The sequence below is a fragment of the Bacillus sp. T2.9-1 genome (assembly GCF_950097965.1).
Classification (GTDB): Bacteria; Bacillota; Bacilli; order Bacillales; family Cytobacillaceae; genus Niallia; species Niallia hominis.
Genome location: NZ_CATNHG010000124.1, coordinates 1 through 18,207, shown reverse-complemented (window position 1 = coordinate 18,207; position 18,207 = coordinate 1). Strand labels below are relative to the sequence as shown.

20 protein-coding genes, 1 pseudogene and 3 riboswitches are annotated in these 18,207 nt (G+C 34.5%); of the genes and pseudogenes, 14 read left to right on the top strand and 7 right to left on the bottom strand.

The window, feature by feature from the left end; genetic code table 11:
* Window positions 1–128: 128 nt before the first annotated feature.
* Window positions 129–791 (top strand): annotated as a pseudogene (locus QQZ16_RS18840) (LLM class flavin-dependent oxidoreductase); the annotation flags it as partial.
* Window positions 792–808: 17 nt separating this feature from the next.
* On the opposite strand, the gene QQZ16_RS18835 reads toward QQZ16_RS18840, so the two are convergent.
* The 6 genes from QQZ16_RS18835 to QQZ16_RS18810 form a co-directional block, all read right to left on the bottom strand.
* Window positions 809–1,276, bottom strand: a complete 468-nt coding sequence (locus tag QQZ16_RS18835) for a hypothetical protein (protein ID WP_031540023.1) — start codon at window positions 1,274–1,276, stop codon at window positions 809–811.
* A 167-nt stretch (window positions 1,277–1,443) separates the two neighbouring features.
* On the bottom strand, window positions 1,444–1,629 hold the full coding sequence (locus tag QQZ16_RS18830; protein ID WP_155986788.1) for a hypothetical protein: 186 nt from the start codon (window positions 1,627–1,629) through the stop codon (window positions 1,444–1,446).
* Window positions 1,630–1,699: 70 nt separating this feature from the next.
* A riboswitch (cyclic di-GMP riboswitch) is annotated at window positions 1,700–1,782 on the bottom strand.
* A gap of 238 nt (window positions 1,783–2,020) precedes the next feature.
* Entirely contained in the window at window positions 2,021–2,500 is a 480-nt protein-coding gene (locus tag QQZ16_RS18825; RefSeq protein ID WP_031540022.1) for a hypothetical protein, read from the bottom strand.
* A gap of 64 nt (window positions 2,501–2,564) precedes the next feature.
* Window positions 2,565–3,305, bottom strand: coding sequence for an AAA family ATPase (locus QQZ16_RS18820; protein WP_031540020.1), 741 nt, complete (start codon window positions 3,303–3,305; stop codon window positions 2,565–2,567).
* Between the two features lie 13 nt (window positions 3,306–3,318).
* Window positions 3,319–4,536, bottom strand: coding sequence for a Y-family DNA polymerase (locus tag QQZ16_RS18815; RefSeq protein WP_268817775.1), 1,218 nt, complete (start codon window positions 4,534–4,536; stop codon window positions 3,319–3,321).
* 64 nt (window positions 4,537–4,600) lie between these two features.
* Window positions 4,601–4,930, bottom strand: a complete 330-nt coding sequence (locus tag QQZ16_RS18810; RefSeq protein WP_235247648.1) for a YolD-like family protein — start codon at window positions 4,928–4,930, stop codon at window positions 4,601–4,603.
* Window positions 4,931–5,160: 230 nt separating this feature from the next.
* A riboswitch (SAM riboswitch) is annotated at window positions 5,161–5,269 on the top strand.
* 77 nt (window positions 5,270–5,346) lie between these two features.
* A riboswitch (cobalamin riboswitch) is annotated at window positions 5,347–5,536 on the top strand.
* Window positions 5,537–5,754: 218 nt separating this feature from the next.
* Here QQZ16_RS18810 and metE point away from each other — a divergent pair.
* The 13 genes from metE to QQZ16_RS18745 all read left to right on the top strand — a co-directional run bounded on the left by metE (window position 5,755) and on the right by QQZ16_RS18745 (window position 17,127).
* Window positions 5,755–8,040, top strand: coding sequence for a 5-methyltetrahydropteroyltriglutamate--homocysteine S-methyltransferase (gene metE, locus QQZ16_RS18805; protein ID WP_284561654.1), 2,286 nt, complete (start codon window positions 5,755–5,757; stop codon window positions 8,038–8,040).
* Window positions 8,041–8,409: 369 nt separating this feature from the next.
* Window positions 8,410–9,129, top strand: a complete 720-nt coding sequence (locus QQZ16_RS18800; RefSeq protein ID WP_031538040.1) for a YebC/PmpR family DNA-binding transcriptional regulator — start codon at window positions 8,410–8,412, stop codon at window positions 9,127–9,129.
* A 256-nt stretch (window positions 9,130–9,385) separates the two neighbouring features.
* Window positions 9,386–9,700 carry a tail fiber domain-containing protein gene (locus QQZ16_RS18795; RefSeq protein ID WP_328283833.1) on the top strand — a complete coding sequence of 105 codons (315 nt, stop codon included), beginning with the start codon at window positions 9,386–9,388 and terminating at the stop codon, window positions 9,698–9,700.
* Window positions 9,701–9,702: 2 nt separating this feature from the next.
* Window positions 9,703–9,867 (top strand): hypothetical protein, encoded by a 165-nt coding sequence (locus tag QQZ16_RS18790; protein WP_155986756.1) that lies wholly within the window; start codon window positions 9,703–9,705, stop codon window positions 9,865–9,867.
* A 171-nt stretch (window positions 9,868–10,038) separates the two neighbouring features.
* A complete protein-coding gene (locus QQZ16_RS18785; RefSeq protein WP_155986755.1) occupies window positions 10,039–10,203 on the top strand; it encodes a hypothetical protein in 165 nt (54 codons plus the stop codon).
* Window positions 10,204–10,351: 148 nt separating this feature from the next.
* Window positions 10,352–10,858 carry a type II toxin-antitoxin system PemK/MazF family toxin gene (locus QQZ16_RS18780; RefSeq protein WP_031538038.1) on the top strand — a complete coding sequence of 169 codons (507 nt, stop codon included), beginning with the start codon at window positions 10,352–10,354 and terminating at the stop codon, window positions 10,856–10,858.
* Window positions 10,859–11,583: 725 nt separating this feature from the next.
* The gene (locus QQZ16_RS18775) at window positions 11,584–12,621 is read left to right on the top strand and encodes a serine hydrolase domain-containing protein (RefSeq protein ID WP_235247646.1); all 1,038 of its coding nucleotides are present in this window, start codon (window positions 11,584–11,586) and stop codon (window positions 12,619–12,621) included.
* Window positions 12,622–13,189: 568 nt separating this feature from the next.
* The gene (locus QQZ16_RS18770; RefSeq protein ID WP_235247645.1) at window positions 13,190–13,636 is read left to right on the top strand and encodes a DinB family protein; all 447 of its coding nucleotides are present in this window, start codon (window positions 13,190–13,192) and stop codon (window positions 13,634–13,636) included.
* Between the two features lie 174 nt (window positions 13,637–13,810).
* Window positions 13,811–14,536 (top strand): hypothetical protein, encoded by a 726-nt coding sequence (locus tag QQZ16_RS18765; RefSeq protein WP_284561653.1) that lies wholly within the window; start codon window positions 13,811–13,813, stop codon window positions 14,534–14,536.
* A gap of 254 nt (window positions 14,537–14,790) precedes the next feature.
* Window positions 14,791–15,255 (top strand): HIT family protein, encoded by a 465-nt coding sequence (locus tag QQZ16_RS18760; protein ID WP_235247643.1) that lies wholly within the window; start codon window positions 14,791–14,793, stop codon window positions 15,253–15,255.
* A 60-nt stretch (window positions 15,256–15,315) separates the two neighbouring features.
* The gene (locus QQZ16_RS18755; RefSeq protein WP_284561652.1) at window positions 15,316–15,804 is read left to right on the top strand and encodes a hypothetical protein; all 489 of its coding nucleotides are present in this window, start codon (window positions 15,316–15,318) and stop codon (window positions 15,802–15,804) included.
* A 203-nt stretch (window positions 15,805–16,007) separates the two neighbouring features.
* Window positions 16,008–16,433: a hypothetical protein gene (locus tag QQZ16_RS18750; protein WP_031538031.1), complete on the top strand. Its 426-nt coding sequence runs from the start codon at window positions 16,008–16,010 to the stop codon at window positions 16,431–16,433.
* Between the two features lie 271 nt (window positions 16,434–16,704).
* Window positions 16,705–17,127 carry a VOC family protein gene (locus QQZ16_RS18745; protein ID WP_031538030.1) on the top strand — a complete coding sequence of 141 codons (423 nt, stop codon included), beginning with the start codon at window positions 16,705–16,707 and terminating at the stop codon, window positions 17,125–17,127.
* Between the two features lie 181 nt (window positions 17,128–17,308).
* On the opposite strand, the gene QQZ16_RS18740 is transcribed toward QQZ16_RS18745, so the two are convergent.
* Window positions 17,309–18,207 (bottom strand): methyl-accepting chemotaxis protein (locus tag QQZ16_RS18740; RefSeq protein WP_284561651.1); only part of this gene is annotated, 899 nt, incomplete at its 5' end.

The window sequence follows — 18,207 nt, the reverse complement described above, 5'->3', positions numbered from 1 at the left end:
TGTGGTTACTTAAACTCTAACAGAAATGGATTCTTTTTTCATTTATTTGATGAATGACAATTCAGCTGTGCTACGTGATAAATAAGCATTCAATAGCTTGTCAATAAGTTTTTATGAATAATTCAGGTTATAATGAATTATTTGATGAAAAATTAGATTTGCTTTTAAAATTACAGGCATCTGAAAAAGTGACATGGAGTGGAAAGCATCGTCCAAGTATTAATAATCTTGGGGTTTATCCTCGGCCAGTACAGGATCCATTGCCGATTTGGATTGGAAGTGGTGGGAACAGTGAGTCCGTTGTCCGTGCCGGTATCCTTGGTTTACCATTAGTGTTAGCGATTATTGGAGGGAATCCAGCGCAGTTTGCTCCACTTGTTGACCTTTATTACCGTGCAGGAGAGCATGTCGGCCACGATCCGAAGAAATTAACGGTTGCTTCTCATTCCCATGGATTTGTTGGAGAGACAACAGAAAGTGCTGCAGATGCGTTCTTCCCATCCACACAATATGCCATGAATGTTCTTGGAAAAGAAAGAGGATGGGGAGCCTATACAAGAGAGACTTTTGATGCAGCGCGGAGTGAAAACGGTGCACTGTATGTAGGAGATCCGCGCACGGTCGCAGACAAGATTATTGCTCTTCGCAAAAATGTAGGCATTACTCGGTTTATGCTCCACGTTCCCGTTGGCAGCATGCCCCATGATCAAGTGCTTAGAGCAATTGAATTGCTTGGAACAGAAGTAGCTCCACTTGTCCGTAAAGAAGTTGCTGAATGGGAAGCCAGATAAAGATTAGGGAATGCTTCTTAGTGAGCATTCTCTATATTTTTATCTGATACAATAAATTTTTGAAACCAGTAATTAAGAAAAGACAGGCCATATGAAATAAAGAATAAATGAATAGAGGTGAATTTCTTTAATTTATAAAAGCCTACTTTTTGAAAAAATGTATTTAATGGAAAAGCAAAAATAAGATCCATTATGAAGTTTATTAGTGTGTATAGTAGAAACTTCTTATGTGTTAAATGAAATATCCAAATATTAATCGCTACAAAAGGGCCGAATATAAATCCCAATGCATCTGCGACTAAAGAATTTAATCCGCCTTTTACTTTCCACCATTTAAAGATAAGCGATAAAAGCGTCTCGATTAAAAGAATAGACGCAGAGAAAAAAGTAACAGGAAGAAACTTTTTGATAATCGATTTCGGAAGAAACAATAAGCTTCCCCAACTAATCAGAACCATGCATATTCGTAAAAAGACAATCGACATAGGCTGTCATCTCCATTTTAAAAGTTTTTCATTAAAAATGAAATCGCTTTTATTTTCCGTGAATTTTTTGAGATTATCCTAAAAATGTATTCGAAGCGGAATGAGTATAGAAATTGTTTATGTAGTTGAGTTTTCTGCGAAGAGGGGAAAAAGGAAAAAATCCATCATTAATTAATGATGGACTGGCAGTAAGGACAGGTGATATCTGTAAGCTGCTTGAATTCAATTCGCTTAAAGTCTGATTTTTTAAAGGTAGAATACGATTTGTATTTCGAACCACACATACAGTAATTCTTGTCCTTTACAACATGTCTAATACACGGCTTTTCAGTTACAACGGTTGGATAAAACATAACATTCCTCTTTTCTAATTTTATAAGGCAAATTAGACAGGAAGATTTTTCAACAAGATATATGTATAATCTTGGCAACCCGGCTACCATAGCAATTGCGTTAGGCCCGTGGCTTTGCGTCTTTTACTTTCGTAAAATTTGCCCAAATTTAATTTTACCACTTTATTCGGTTAATTCAAGGTATAAAGTCGTATTTTTTTATTACTTTATAAAAAAATATGAGTTGATAGTCCTGATTTCCGTTCGGAATAGTGAAGTCAATAGGTATAAGGGCTGTTTTAATCGGTGTATAGAATAAAACGTTTCATCATTTTAAGTCAAAATGTAGAAGAAAGAAAAGAGGGAGTTGCTAAAGGAGTATTCGTTATGATCTCAAGAAGCAACAGAATAATCATTCCGTCGCCGAACGGGATTTCTTCTCCAGTTTGGTTACTAGCTTATAATATTTTATTAAAATAAATAGTAAAATGGGATTGATGCAAAAGGAGTAGGAGATTTTCCACCAGCCATAATGAAAATATCCCCATGGTGATGGTAATAAAGTGAACCATTCATATCCTACAATGATAAGATTCCACATGAAAATAAATAAAATTTTATATAGAATCTTTTTCTTCATCGGATAAAGATTTAGGAAAATAATATTTACAGGTGGTACCAATAGTAAAATATGAATGATTGATTCCCAATCCACCTCTGATTTACTGAAGTACCAGTAGGCATGGTATCCTACATCAATATATAAATCAAACAGCAGTTGAAAAGCGATAGTAAATATCCATATATGTAAAATTTGATTATGCGTTAATTTTTTATTCGTTATATAGGCAATAAAATTAAAGATAAAGACAGAGAGTAATAATCCAATCATAATAATCTCCTTAAGTAATCAGATAGTTATACTATTTACTGATTAAGAGGAGAATATCCAATTTTTACATACCCTCTATTTCTTCCTCCAATATATCTCGCAGCATTTTCTCTCGATATTGTAAAAAGTATTTGGTAATTTGATAATGCTCTGTATTTTCGTATTCGACTTCCTCCATTTGGTCGCCATCAAAGCTAAGAATTGTCGCATTCGGATAGCCTAATAAAATCGGAGAATGAGTCGCAATAATAAATTGGCATTCTTCGGTCTCTGCTAAATCATGGAGGATGCGGAGAAAGCTTAATTGCCGTTGTGGTGATAGCGCAGCTTCCGGCTCATCTAATAAATAAATCGCTTCTCCTTTAAAACGGTGAAGAAAGAGAGATAGAAAGGATTCGCCATGGGACTGCTGTAATAATGATTTTCCGCCATAACTCGCATATTTATTCGCACTTTCTAGTTGATCAATATGTGTAGCAAATTCATAAAAGGATTCCGCCCGCAGAAAAAATCCGTTCGTAAGCTTAGTAGGAGACCATGATAACTGTAGATATTCTCCCAAATCGGATTGGGAAGAATGAACATCATAGCTGTTATTTCTGCCACCGCCTGCTGTATTAAATTGGCATTGATAGGCAATAGCTTCAAGCAAGGTAGACTTTCCAGAGCCATTTTCCCCAACAAAAAACGTCACCTTCTTTTTAAAATCAAGGGAGCTAAAATGGCGGAGTGCAGGGATTATAAAGGGATAAGTATTTTTGGAAGGAATGCTTTCCTCTTTTAATCGAATTTGTTTTAACATCAATCCACCTCATTTCTTATTTTTTATGTCCACCAAGTAAATTAGCGCGCTTTAGGGCTGTACCCCCAGAGGTGTAGGAAACAGCACGCAAGATGGCGGTCGAGCCATAGCGATTTCGAATCGTATCGACAACATAGCCAAGCTTCCTTTTTTTCCACCCGCCTGTGTCAAATAAATCTAATTGCATTTCATAATCATTCTCTAATTTTGTAATAGAAACAGAAATTTGTCTAACCGTTTGTCCCCGGTAGTTTTCGTGAAATAATTCAAGGCAGACCTGATAAATAATCATCGTTACATTTGTTGGGTTTTCGATTGTTCGAGATCGTTGAAAACCACCGCCAAATTCATCTTTGCTGTAAGAAATTCCTAAAGTGATGGTTCTTCCTGCATGATGATTGCTTCTGGCTCTTTTTGCTACATCCTCACACATTTCAAGGAGAACGGATTTTATTTCGTGGATTTCTTTATAATCTCGCAGCAATATCTGGCTTTTCCCGTAGCTAATTTGTCCTTGCATAATGGGTGCACCAATTTCCGATAAATCAATTCCCCAGGCATGGTGGTAAAGCTGATTCCCCATAATCCCAAATTTCTTCTCAAGTAAGGTTAAATCATAGCGTGCTAACTGGCCAACCGAAAATATCCCCATATTGTTTAACGTTTTTTCTGTTCGTTTTCCAATTCCCCACATATCGCGCAGCGGGGAAATAGGCCATAATTTATGGGGAATGTCCTCATAAGACCATGTGCTTATACCACCATCTACTTTTTTCGCTTCTAAATCAAGACAAAGCTTTGCCATGAGCATATTGGGTCCGATGCCAATTGTCGAAGGCAGCCCAAACTCGCGCATAATATCGCCTTTCATTTTCTGAGCTATTTCCATTGGTGTGCCAAAGGTTTTTCCCATTCCACTTACATCAAGAAAGCTTTCATCGACAGAATAGGTATGGACAGCAGAGGGGGGCACATATCGGAAAAATAATTTCGTTATCTCGGTCGATACTCGAATGAATAGTCCCATTTTCGGATTTCGCACGATAATTCTTGGATCATCTGGTAGTTCAAAAAGTCTTGAGCCTGTTTTTATGCGAAAGTCTTTCTTCATGGCAGGAGATGCCGCTAAGACGACACTGCCCTTTTGGTCGGTATTGCCAACAACCACAAGATGGCAGGTGAGAGGATCTAATCCTTCTGTGACAGCAATAATGCTCGCATAAAAGCTTTTCATATCTACACAAAGAATGGATCTATTTGGAAATTGCGTATAATCAAACACGGTAATGCTCCTTTTATTAATCGTTTTGTATGTTTACCAAGCTGGGAAAAGGAATGGAGTGCGTATGATTATTCGTATCGAGAATACGAAGCTCTCGGTTTAGATGGTCTATAGAAGTTGTTTTTCCAGATAAACATCTGATAGCTCCATCATGAAAAATCTCAAAGTGAAGCAAAAGATTATATTCGATTCCTTCAAGTAACAGTAACTCCATTTCGCGTATTTTATCTTCTTCTAAAATAGGCATTTTTATTTTTTGTGATTCCACTAAAATCTCTTTTATACTTTGAACATGTTCAGGCATCATCATCGCTGACCATTTAATTGTGCCTCGATCGCGCAGCATCTAAATCATCTCCTTACTTTTTTATCATAACAGAACAAGTGTTCGTAATCAAGAAGGGCTGGAAAGAAATCTATTATGTAAAAATAGGAAAAGGCATGTAAAAGGGAATAATCTTGAAAATTTTACGTATCCAAAAGAAATAAAAAATTATATACAGTATGTAAAACAAGAATTGACAATGAGAAATTACCGTGCTAATATTTTGTTAATTCGAAAAAGTACATAAAAAACTCTTATGTAGAGAGGTGGAGGGACTGGCCCGTTGATACCTCAGCAACCATTCTTTTTTAAGAAAAGGTGCTAATTCCAGCAAAGCGATGATGCTTTGAAAGATAAGAGGGGGATAAAGATACACGACGAAACCTCTCTTTTTTATAAAGGGAGGTTTTTATTTTTTATTATAGAAATGAACTGAAAATTAAATAGCGCAAATAGGTGCTTATGAATTCCCATTCATGGCTTAAAAGGGAAGACCGGTTAGAATCCGGCGCGGTCCCGCCACTGTAAGGAGGAACAAATTCTCATATCCACTGTCTTAACTAGATGGGAAGGAGAGAAGGAGTGATGATCCTAAGTCAGGAGACCTGCCTATTTGTAAGTAAGCTACTCTACGTGGATATAGAGGAGGGAGAATATGTGTTGGGAGAAGAATTGTCTCAACTCTAGTTAGTGCTGAACTTAAATGAGAAATCTCATAAGAGTCTGACTCCACTGTTTATCTAGGAAGCAAGAAAGTAGAGAGCTTCTATATAGATATGTGGACGTCCGGCTCTTTTTTTGACTAACTTTTGCTAGAGATAAAAAATCGGAAATGGGGAAACAGCATGTATAAAAGTTCTAATTTAGGCTATCCAAGAATTGGAGAGAAACGAGAATGGAAAAGAGCATTGGAGCGTTATTGGAAGGGGGAGAGTTCGGAAGAAGAGCTGCTGGAAGAAACGAAAAAGCTTCGATTAAAAAACATACAAAAGCAAAAGCTTCAAGGAATTGATTTAATTCCTGTCGGTGATTTTAGTCTCTACGATCATGTATTAGATACGGCTGCGATGTTTGGGCAAGTGCCAGCTAGATTTGCTTATAATGGGGGGAAGGTTCCCTTGCAAACTTATTTTCAGATTGCTAGAGGAAATAAGTTTGCAGTAGCATCAGCCATGAAAAAATGGTTCAATACAAACTATCACTATATGGTGCCAGAGCTGGGAGAAAGAAAGCCACTATTAACAGAGAATCGCCCACTGGCATTTTTCCGGGAAGCAAAGGAAGCATTAGGAATCGAGGGAAAACCGGTATTGTTAGGACCACTGACCTTTATAAAATTAGCAAAAGGCTATGAAGAAGATAAGCTAGAAGAAACAGTGGAATCTTATCTCCCTTTATATGCACAAATTTTAACAGAGCTAGAAAGAGAGGGAGTGGAATGGCTTCAAATAGATGAACCATATTTAGTTACAGATGTCACACCAAGAGAATGGAACATTACACAGCAAATCTATCAAACATTGCAAAAGGCGGCCCCAAAATTAAAAGTGATTCTTCAAACCTATTTTGACGCTGTGACAGATTATAAAACGATTATTTCGTTACCTGTCGCAGGAATTGGTTTAGATTTTGTTCACGATGACGGAGAGAATTTAGCATCTATTCAGCAATATGGATTTCCAAAAGAGAAAGTCCTTGCTGCAGGTATTATTGATGGCAGAAATGTGTGGAGAGCTAATTTGGAAGAAAAGGGAGAGCTGCTTGCAGAAATACAGAAGGCTATCGGAAGTGACAAGATAATCATCCAGCCGTCATCAAGCTTGCTTCATGTACCAGTAACGGTGAAGGAAGAGCAAATAGATTTGATTTTAAAAGAGGCACTTTCCTTTGCAGATGAAAAATTACAAGAAATAAATACGTTAACAGAGGGAGCCAGAAAAGGAAAAGCAGTCATTCGAGCTCAAATCGATAAAAGTAAAGAAGCGATTATTAGATTGAACTCGTCCAGTGCAAGAAATAATCAAGTTCTTCAAGAAGAATTAAAAAGGGCTGCTGGCAAACCAGAAAGAAGCGATAATGCAAAAATAAGACAGCAAGCACAACAAGAAGCTTTCAAACTTCCAATTCTTCCGACAACGACAATCGGAAGTTTTCCACAGACGAAGGAAGTGCGGAAGGAGCGGTTAAAATGGCGAAAAGGAGAAATAACCAATGAAGAGTATGAGACTTTTATTCAAGCAGAAATTAAAAAATGGATAGAGATACAAGAGGATTTAGAGTTAGAAGTATTTGTTCATGGAGAATTTGAACGGACAGATATGGTGGAGTATTTTGGTGAGAAGCTAGCCGGCTTTCAGTTTACTAGGTTTGCTTGGGTTCAATCCTATGGTTCTCGTTGTGTGAAGCCACCCATTATTTATGGTGATGTCGCATATGAGAATCCAATGACCGTGAAAGAAACGGTCTATGCGCAAAGTCTGACGACTAAACCTGTAAAAGGAATGCTGACAGGGCCAATCACCATTTTGAACTGGTCATTTGTAAGAGATGATATTTCAAGAGCAGAAGTAGCGAAGCAAATCGCTTTCAGTCTCAAGAAAGAAGTGGAGGAGCTTGAGAGAAACAATATTCGTATGATTCAAGTAGATGAACCAGCTCTTCGGGAAGGACTGCCACTAAAAAAAGAAAAATGGAAGAAATATTTAGATGCAGCTGTCTACTCTTTTAAACTTGCAACAACGTCTGTGGAAAGAGAAACGCAAATTCATACACATATGTGCTACTCGAATTTTGAGGACATTATTGATGCCATTGATGCACTCGATGTCGATGTGATTTCTATCGAAACATCCAGAAGTCACGGGGAATTTATTCAAACATTTGCAAAGAAAACATACGAAAAAGGAATTGGACTTGGCGTATATGATATACATAGTCCAAGAGTGCCAACAAAAGAAGAAATTACCGAAAACATCGAAAACGCTCTAGCTGTTCTTGATCCACGCTTATTCTGGATTAATCCGGATTGTGGCTTGAAGACAAGGAATGAAGAGGAAACAATCGGTGCACTAGAAGTAATGGTAGAGGCAGCAAAGGGAATGAGAGAAAAGCTATTAGTGCAAAACCAGTGATAGATATAAAAACTTGTAACTTTTTATTTGTTGCAAGTTTTTTGTATTAGGCGCTGTTATTATTCATTGTGATTTTTTAGTAGCAGGAGAACGAATAAGCGGAGAATTTCCGACTAATGTATAGAGAAGGAGCCTAAATAGCGGATATAAAAGTAATGTTAGAATTTTCTCTGGACAAATTTGTCTAAGCTTTGCCACAAAGTTTTTAACAAAAAGCTGAATAAAATGGCCATTTCATGTATAATGTTAGTGGCTTTAAGAAATGGCAGGTAGATAAACGCGAAATACAATCAATAAAAGTTGAAGAAATGCTGTGTTTTTATCTATAATAAATAAGTTGAATGTATAAGCAGAAAGAGAGTGTTCATAATGGGTCGTAAATGGAACAATATTAAAGACAAAAAAGCTTCAAAAGATGCAAATACTAGTCGTATTTATGCAAAATTCGGCCGTGAAATTTTTGTAGCGGCAAAACAAGGGGAACCAGATCCAGAATCTAATCAAGCGCTAAAAGTTGTCCTAGAGCGCGCAAAAACATATAGTGTACCAAAACATATTATTGACCGTGCAATTGAAAAAGCAAAAGGCGGTTCCGAAGAAACATATGATGAGCTTCGCTATGAAGGCTTTGGTCCTAACGGTTCGATGGTAATCGTTGATGCTTTAACAAATAACGTAAACAGAACAGCTTCAGATGTTCGTGCCGCATTTGGTAAAAATGGTGGAAACATGGGAGTAAGTGGTTCCGTTTCTTATATGTTTGATGCAACAGCCGTTATTGGGGTAGAAGGAAAAACAGAAGAAGAAGCATTAGAGCTTCTAATGGAAGCAGATGTAGATGTACGCGATATTATGGAAGAAGAAGATTCTGTTATTGTATACGCAGAGCCAGATCAATTCCACGCTGTACAAGAAGCATTTAAACAAGCTGGTGTAACAGAATTCACCGTAGCCGAGCTAACAATGCTTGCACAAAACGATGTAACATTAGATCCAGACGCACAAGCACAATTCGAGAAAATGATTGATGCGATTGAAGATTTAGATGATGTGCAGCAAGTATATCATAACGTCGATTTAGGCGAGTAAGCTAGATAAGGATAAGGGAAAACTCACTTTTTGGTATGGAATTGGAACCATACAGAAAGTGGGTTGGAGCTTAAGCTACGATATACTATATCAAAAATCATAATATTTATGATGATAAACTAAACTCATTTTTTGTATGAAATTAAATTCATATGGAAAGTGGGTTTTTTGTTTGTTATTAGATGATGTATACTGAGCTGTTAGAGTTACAGATCACGCTGGATACAACGAAGGTAATGGAGTTACTTATAGACCAATATATGCGAGCGAATTCAATCCAGCATCTAGTGTACTTTATAAAGACAATATCGAACCATTCTCAGAGAGTGGTATGGATATTGTAAAAGATCATCCGGTATTCACATATTTCTTGAAAAGTGATTTAAATGAAGGTATATACGACAATAAACAAATAGGTTTTATTGCAGAAGCGGCACCTATGCTTAGAAAAGGTGACACAATTAATATGTATAAAGGTTTATCTATGAACAGGAAAGCTACTCAAGAACTAATAACAAGGTTAGAAGAAGCTGAACATAAAATTGCTGATTTAGAAATGGCGGTGAATTGAAAATGGCTGAGAAAAAACAAGTTACTGTAAATGAACAAATCGTAATGGGGAATCTTGCTCAACAATTGGCTAATTTACAGGTGACCTTAGCAATGAAAGACGCATACATACAAGATTTAGAAGGACAATTAAATGAGTTGAAACAAACAAAGGATACTACTAAATAAAAGTATCCTTTTATTACTTGAAAGGAGTATTATAGATGCCTAATTATCCTTATCCAACATTAGGGACAAATATAAATAGAGATTACCGAAACCTTTTTAATGATAATTTAAAACGTATTGAAGTACCATATAAAAAATGTTCAATCATATGGAGAAGGTTTTCAAGCTCAAGTGGATAAATTAATTAATGAAAATCCTCAACCTTCAGAAGTTGTCGATTTACGAGTTAGTTTGAAAGGACTTGTATATCCTACTGCAAGGGTTTATATAACTTCTTTAGAGCAGCGTATCGAAGAACTTGAAAACACAATTAGTGAAATGGTAAATAACGAATAGCATAAAAAGACTCGGAGTTAAATTTCCAAGTTCTCAAAGATTTCCCCGGAAACCGCAACAACTGACAAAATGTTCTTTATTTCGAATAATTTCCTCCCTGCTATTCTCTTAATATGGTAAAATATAGAGAAATATGGGAGGTAAAGTTATGCCGTGGAATAAAAATGAGAATATTAGACAATCAGCAGAATGGTTATCTGAAAAATACAAATTAATGGATGATAAAGAAAAAATGCTAAATTCACATGCCAGTAAACCAAAAGTAAGAGGTAAAAAGCCACCAATTAGAGATGTTTTTCGTGGTGGAGTGTATTGGGTCAATTTTGGGAAAGGTAATTTGGGTGCTGAGAAAAATAAAACTAGACCTGCAGTAATAGTCTCTCCTAATCACTTAAATACTGGGGAAACTGTAGTGGTTATACCTATATCTACAAAATTCCCTTATAGTGTGGCTCATGGAAAGAAAATACCTAAGTATAAAAATCATTTCTTTTTATATAAAAATAAATACAAGGAATTAGAAGAATTATCAGCTATAAAATGTGAAGATATTAAAACTATAGACATTAGTCGTATTGGTGATTTGATATTTAATATTGAAAAGAAAGATATGAAATTATTGAAGTCCAGATTAATGTATATGTTTGGATATTAAATCTTTGACCGCCTAGCATAATATTGATAATATTGAATAAAATAATAACGTACTCTTTCATAGATAGGATATATGTTTATCTCTTGACATAAAGAAAGTTATTGTTTATTATTAGAGTATAAATTATGTTAGATCACCTTGTCGTGATCGTCTGACACCTATCTATGATAGGGTGTATTGTTTAATGGCAGTTGCTGTCATTACATTTAAAAGGACTCTTACCTTAACTGGTGGGGGTCTTTTTATTTTAAATTATAGAGAAAGGGGAATATAACCTAATCCTCATGAAAAAATGTCTCTTTTATCTAGCTTTAACTTCCAAAGAAAACCTATTATCATTAACGACTAGATAATTTAAATTATAATAAATGTTAATAACTTCATACACTAAATGATTAGTGAAAACATTGATATAGTAATATAAATAGCAGCCTTAATTTAGATGATGTGCAGCAAGTATATCATAACGTCGATTTAGGCGAGTAAGCTAGATAAGGATAAGGGAAAACTCACTTTTTGGTATGGAATTGGAACCATACAGAAAGTGGGTTTTTTGTTGTTTGAAGAAGAATATTTAAGCATATTTAAATTATTAATTTCCAAACTACACATAAATGTGTACGATTCTTGTTCAATAAACAGAGCAAAATTATTTTTCCAAATATATGTATAAGAACGTATATTCGTGTTATAGTTTCATTATAAAGTTATCTGGGGTGAGAATGATGAACTTACGAAACATCCATATGGAAGAACGAATGGAATATTATAATGTAAACGGTTTAAGTATTGCATTATTCGAAGAAGGTCAAATCAGTGGAACAAAAAACTATGGGTTACTTGAAGTGAAAAGCGATAGAAAGGTAAGTGATGATTCTATTTTCAGTGCATGTTCCATTAGTAAGTTCCTGACTGGAATAATAGCAATAAAGTTACTGGATGAAGGGCTTCTTGATTTAGATGAAAGTGTAAATGAAAGACTTGTAACGTGGAAAGTGCCTGAAAATAAATATACAAAAAATAAAAAAGTTACTTTAAGAAACTTACTTAGTCATCAATCGGGAATCAAGGACCCTGAAGGTAGTTTTTTTGAACAGAATTTAGATATAGGGTTTCCCTCGATGGTTGAATTGTTAGAGGGAAAATCCCATTATTGTAAAGTTCCTATTGAGGTGCAATTCGAGCCAGAAAGTGAATTTCATTATTCTGACGCGGGCTATTGTATTATTCAGCAACTAATAGAAGATGTAACGAAAAAGCAGTTTAATCATGTGGTAAATGAGCTAATATTTAAGCCATTGAAAATGGAAAATAGCTATTTAAATACAACGATGTTCGAGATAGGTAAAAAGGAGTTTTCTTGTGGTCATAATAAAAACGGTAAGTTGGTAGAAGAAAAATATCCTATCTACCCTTATCCTGCAGCTGCAGGATTATGGACGACTGCATTAGATTTAGCTACACTAGTCCTTGAGTTAATGAATGCATTAAAAGGAGAAAGTAAAATTGGAATTTCAAAAAGATTAGCTAAAGAAATGATAACTTCTCAAATAGGAAAAAGCTGGACTGGATTAGGTGTATTTTTAGATGGTTCCGAAAAAGAATTAGAAATTACATCTATGGGATGGGGAGTAGGTTTTCAATGTATGATGGTGGCGTACCCACACATAGAGAAAGGTGCCGTTATTATGACGAATGCAGAATTAGGTGTGCATCAATTGAAAGGGATTATTGGAGAAATTTATAAATCTCTTTTATTGTAATAAGCGTTAAATGTCTTATTGAACTAGCACTTTCTTTATTATTCCCAATAGGTTTTATCATAGGATTAAGTTTGCTTTTAGTAGGAATATTTAAGAAATCAGATACAAATAATTCCATGTGATAGATATTTGATTAAAGGAAATTGACATAAGTTGTTATTCTTTTTTTTGATTATTTCAGTAACTAAAGGGGTTAGTTGAAATAATAGAAATATAAAAGGGGAAGATAAACGATAATCAGGTTCTTTCAGTAGTATAAGATTTTGTGAAATGATGTACTTAGAGTAACGGAGGCCTTTCTTTAAAAAGAAAGTATATTTAATATATTGATAGTTCCTAATATTCCTAAAAAAGTTAGAAGAATTTATTTGTAGATGATTGTATCTGAAAATATAGTATGAATGGGAGTAGCAAACACAAGTTTTGCTACTCCATCTTTATCTAGGAATTCATTTCTCTTTGGACTAACAGGGTAGCATGGTTGAATAAGCTGAATTTTCTTGTTATTATAAAAGTGAACATACGTTCGTTTGGTTTTTTCCTAACTTTTGGGGAGGGGGCTTAGAAAATGAATAAAATCAATCAATATGAAGACATAATTGAAAAATTATTTGAATTAAAGGACTATCCTGAAAAAATCCTTAATGAACCTATTTCAGAAGGAAAGTGGTCCATTAGAGAGATAGTGGGACATTTGTTTTATTGGGATAAATTTATATTAGAAAAGATGGTACCTTTGATGGCTAACGAGATGGTTTTACCGCCTTTTCCCAATCACGATTTACATAACAAGGAAGCTGTCGCCCATTTAAAGAAATATAAAAATGTTAGGGAGATAATCGACGATTTCGCAAAAACACGGAAACAATTAGTGAAAGAGTTAAAAGAGCTTGATAGGGATATCGAATTTCATATCGAAAATGAGCCAAACTCATTTTCACCAGAAAAATTCATTGAAATATTTTTGGAACACGATATCCACCACTTAAACCAAGTGAAAGAAAAACTTAGATAATTAATGCTCTTTTAGCATAGGAATCTTCAAGGTTTTACTGGAATAGAATTGGAAAGTTAAAGAAGAATATTCTTAAAATGAGCAGAGTAGATAGGTTGTAATCTTCCGAGTATGGTTTTGTTATGTAGATTTAGGTTATTTAATGTACATAACTAAAAATTGGATGGGATTTAAATGACGATTAGTCTAAGTTTTGTTTTTGCAATTGGCTTTATTTTTATTCATTTCTTTTCTAAAGCAATGAAGTTTATCAAAGATTCACCTAGAAGTAGGTTTCTCTCCATTGCGGGAGGGATTGCTGTTTCTTATGTATTTATCCATCTATTGCCCGAATTAAGTAAACATCAAAGAGTATTGGAGCAAGCAGGAGCTAAAGGAGTCTTTCACCTATTTGAGAATCACGCCTATCTGATAGCTCTACTGGGATTGACTATTTTCTATGGACTAGAAAGAATGGTGAAGAATTCAAAAAAAGAAAGTGGTATGAAAAAAACGAAACCCGGTGTATTCTGGATTCATATAACATCTTTTTTTGTATATAATGCGCTAATAGGCTACCTTTTGATTAGAGAAACATATAAAAGTCATTGGGGGATGTTTTTCTACTTCTTAGCAATGGCGGTTCATTTTGTTACCAATGATCACAGTCTAAGGAAAGATCACAAAGAAATATATGACCATTTTGGAAGATGGTTACTGACATTGGCAATATTATTAGGATGGGTGGTTGGAGTATTTACAGAATTAAAAGAAGTTTATATCTCATTGCTCACAGCATTCTTGGCAGGTGGGATAATATTAAATGTACTAAAGGAAGAGTTGCCAGAAGAAAGAGAGAGCAGTTTCGTTGCTTTTTTTCTTGGTTTGGTGAGTTATTCTGTCTTGTTATTGCTTATTTAGCATTTATAAGGGGGTACATTAAAGAGGATTAGTCCCTTATATGTCGAATTAAAAGCATTATGAGATTGAAATGGATGGAAAGATCTAGGATGTATGAATAGCCACAGTAGAAGTAAGAAAAAAAGTTTGTGAATAAAGCATAAGGTGCGTTATTTAAATAAAAGGTAAATTATTACAACTAGAGGGAATATGAGCCTGGGAGAAAAGGTCTCCTTTTTATTTTTACTATTAATTTTCTTAAAAGGGGAATTAGAATGAATAAAAGTTGTTTTATCTGTAATAAGCATGTTGGCAATATCAAAACTTCGGGAGTAATGATTTATGAAGATGATTATGTATATGTTGGTCATATCGATAGAAAGGGAAAGCTAAACTATTTAGGTCATATTATGATTGATTTAAAAAGACATACTCCCTCACTTGCAGATATGACAGTAGAAGAAGCAAAGGCATTTGGAGTAATAATGACAAGAGTTAGTAAGGCTCTTAAGGAATCAGAAAACGCAGAACATATCTATTCACTTGTTTCTGGTAACTCTGTTCCGCATCTCCATATGCACATTGTGGCTCGTTATCCAAATACACCAAAAGAACATTGGGGACCAATGGAAGTTTATGATTGGCAAGATGCTCCAATGGGAGACAATGATCAAGTTGTGAAACTATGCAATCGAATAAAATTACATATAGAAAATAATTCATATAATAAACAAGCTTAGCGATGTATTATTAGATTTATTCAGGATAACATATTATTAAAAAGGAAAATAATACAAACGATGATTTTTCTATTTATTTCCATTATTTTATTTAATTTAATTGCCTTTCAAAAAAATAAAATAGCTAGCATGAATGCAATGTTTAGTATTTGGATATTTACCATTGCATTTCAGAACGTTTTTGATGTGATGGTCGAATTCAAGTACCATGGATATTGGTATTTTGATAAAGGTATTGATTGGCTTGGTGTCCTTGCACATACATTACTGATTCCTCCAGTAAACATCCTATTTTTAAGTTGGTTTCCTTTTGTATCCGATATGAAAAGAAAGGTAATTTATATTGCTAGTTGGACAGTGGGAGTTATCATTTATGAAGCACTTGTTTTACTTCCAGAACCTTGGGGATATTTCCATTTGGGTTGGTGGCATTTATGGTATGAATTAATTGTTGTACCTATCCTTCTACTTATCTTATTAGTTTATTATAAATGGATTGGAAAGTTAGAAGTGATACTATTGGAAAGTTATAAGTATAATAAACAGTAATACAATTTCAGTAGGATGTAATCTTTTTAGGGAATTTAGCGATGAAAGGTTAGCTGAGGGAACATGGTTAAAAAGATAATGATAAAAGAAAACTCACTTTTTGTATGAAAAGGTCATACGAAAGGTGGGTTTTTTGTATAAAAAAAGAGTTATAATGGATGGGAAATATTAACTGAAGGAGTTTTTCAAAAAGGAGGAAAAGTATGAAAAAGCTTAACTTAAAAGTATGGATTCCTAGCATTGCTATAGAAGGAGCACTAGAATTAGTTGAGTTCAAATACTCAAAGGGCTTACAAATAACGTTAGAAGATATTCAGAATAATACTTATCAAATACAATTTAATAAAGAAAAGAATGGAAATTATATTTTAGCCTGTAGATTTGCAGATGAAATGAAGCGGAGTGATTTAGCAGAACCAGCTTTTCAGGCTCGTAAAAACGAAGTGGATACAGTCAGAAAATCATGGTCCTTATATAAGGCTATAAATTCAGATTTTGTAGATTGGTATGATCAACTACCTGGTCCAGGAAGTGAGCATTATCATATAGACCATTATATTATTGTTACCTCGGATGAAACCTTTGAAATTTTGAGTGAAGTAGAACCAACCATCATTAAATTAGCTTAAAAAAAGGTGTTAGATTAAAACTATTTAAAGATTCTCGTTATAAAAAAGAGCAGTTTTACAAGTGTTCATGAATCTCCTTAGCGAAAATATAAAACGTAGGAATGATATCAGGCCAAATTATAATATATGATCCAAACTCACAATTAATCACCTAACCAAGCAAGAATGTTAGCCAAATTGATATAGTGTAAATTGCTAAAAGAAAAAGGATATCTTTTCCTTTTGTCGAATGAAAGTATGAATCTTATATTATCCCAAAAGGAGGATCAAGATGAATACAATCATTCACAGAGTTGGAACAATCTATCTACCAGTTGAGAATCCAGAGTTAGCTTCAAACTGGTATCAAGAAAAATTAGGTGCAATTGAAAATTTCAGAAATGAAGAGAAAGCCATTCTGGATTTTGCGAATCAAAGCTTCTTTCTTGTTAAATCGCAGAAAGGAGAAAAAGCAGCCTTTCAAGATGGCAAAGATAAGGAGCATTTCTTTCTGACATTTGAAGTAGACGGTATAGAAGATTTAAAGAAACTTCATTACGTGTTAATGGAAAAAGGTGTAACGGTAGGGGATATAGAGGATAGAGGACATCCAGGTAATAATTTTGTCTTTTTCGATATGGATGGAAATAAATTTGATGTATGGAGTGAGTTAAGTCCAAGTTTTAAAGAGAAATACTTGATTAGTCAGGATTAATGAAAAATTCCAATTGAAGCTGTCTTTTAGATATTAAAGAAAGGAGACGATTAAAGATTGCGTTTTGTTTCCTTTAACTAAAAAGGTTTAATTGCACCTTGTATAACACAGAAAAAGAGACCAGGGTCCCCACCAACCTGGTCTCTTTTGTTTCAGTGTTTTGAATGATTTTGAATCATTATTAGGAAATCTTAAACTTATTAATCTGCTTATTTAATCTACTAGCTAAAATGTCTAATTCTTTGGCAGCACTAGCAATGGTTTCAGTTGATAGTAACTGTTCTTTTCCTGTTGCGGATATTTCTTCTGTACTTGCTGCAAATTCCTCCACACGGGATGTTAAATCTTGAATTTGATTCGACACCGTTTGCGAACTTCCATTAACCGTCTTCATAGCACTTGCAGTTTGTTTAAAGCCGTCTACAATTCCTTCATACATTGTTCTAATTTTATCAAAAGCTTTTTCCGTAATATTTAATGCATCTCTTTGTTCATCGATTAATTTATTGGATTGTTCAATATTTGCAACAGCTAAATCGGTTTTCTCAGAAGTCTTTTCGATAATAGATGTTATCTCTCTTGCTGAATGGGAAGACTGTTCTGCTAATTTCCTTATTTCATCTGCTACTACGGAAAATCCTTTTCCAGCTTCACCAGCTCTGGCAGCCTCTATAGAAGCATTTAGTGCCAATAAATTCGTTTGTTCTGCAATAGAGGTAATAATTCCAACAAATCCTGTAACTTGATGAATCATTTCTTTTAGTTCGTTAATAGAATGATTAACTTCATTTGATACAAGAAGTGTTTCCTCCATTTTCCTCGTTTGTATATCAACGCTTAATTGGCCTTCATTGATAGAATCCAATGAATGAGTAGCTTGTTCTGCGTTTTCAGATGTTTTCGCAGCTATTCCATCAATTAAAGAACCCCCTCTGTTAGGATAGATGTCGTACGATACTTTAGTGTTATACTTTAAGTAAATAACACGGAGGTCGATCGATATGAAAGAAAAAAATGGAGTACGATACTCGAAGGAACAAAAAGAGGCAATTGTTAAACGAATGATGCCACCACATAACG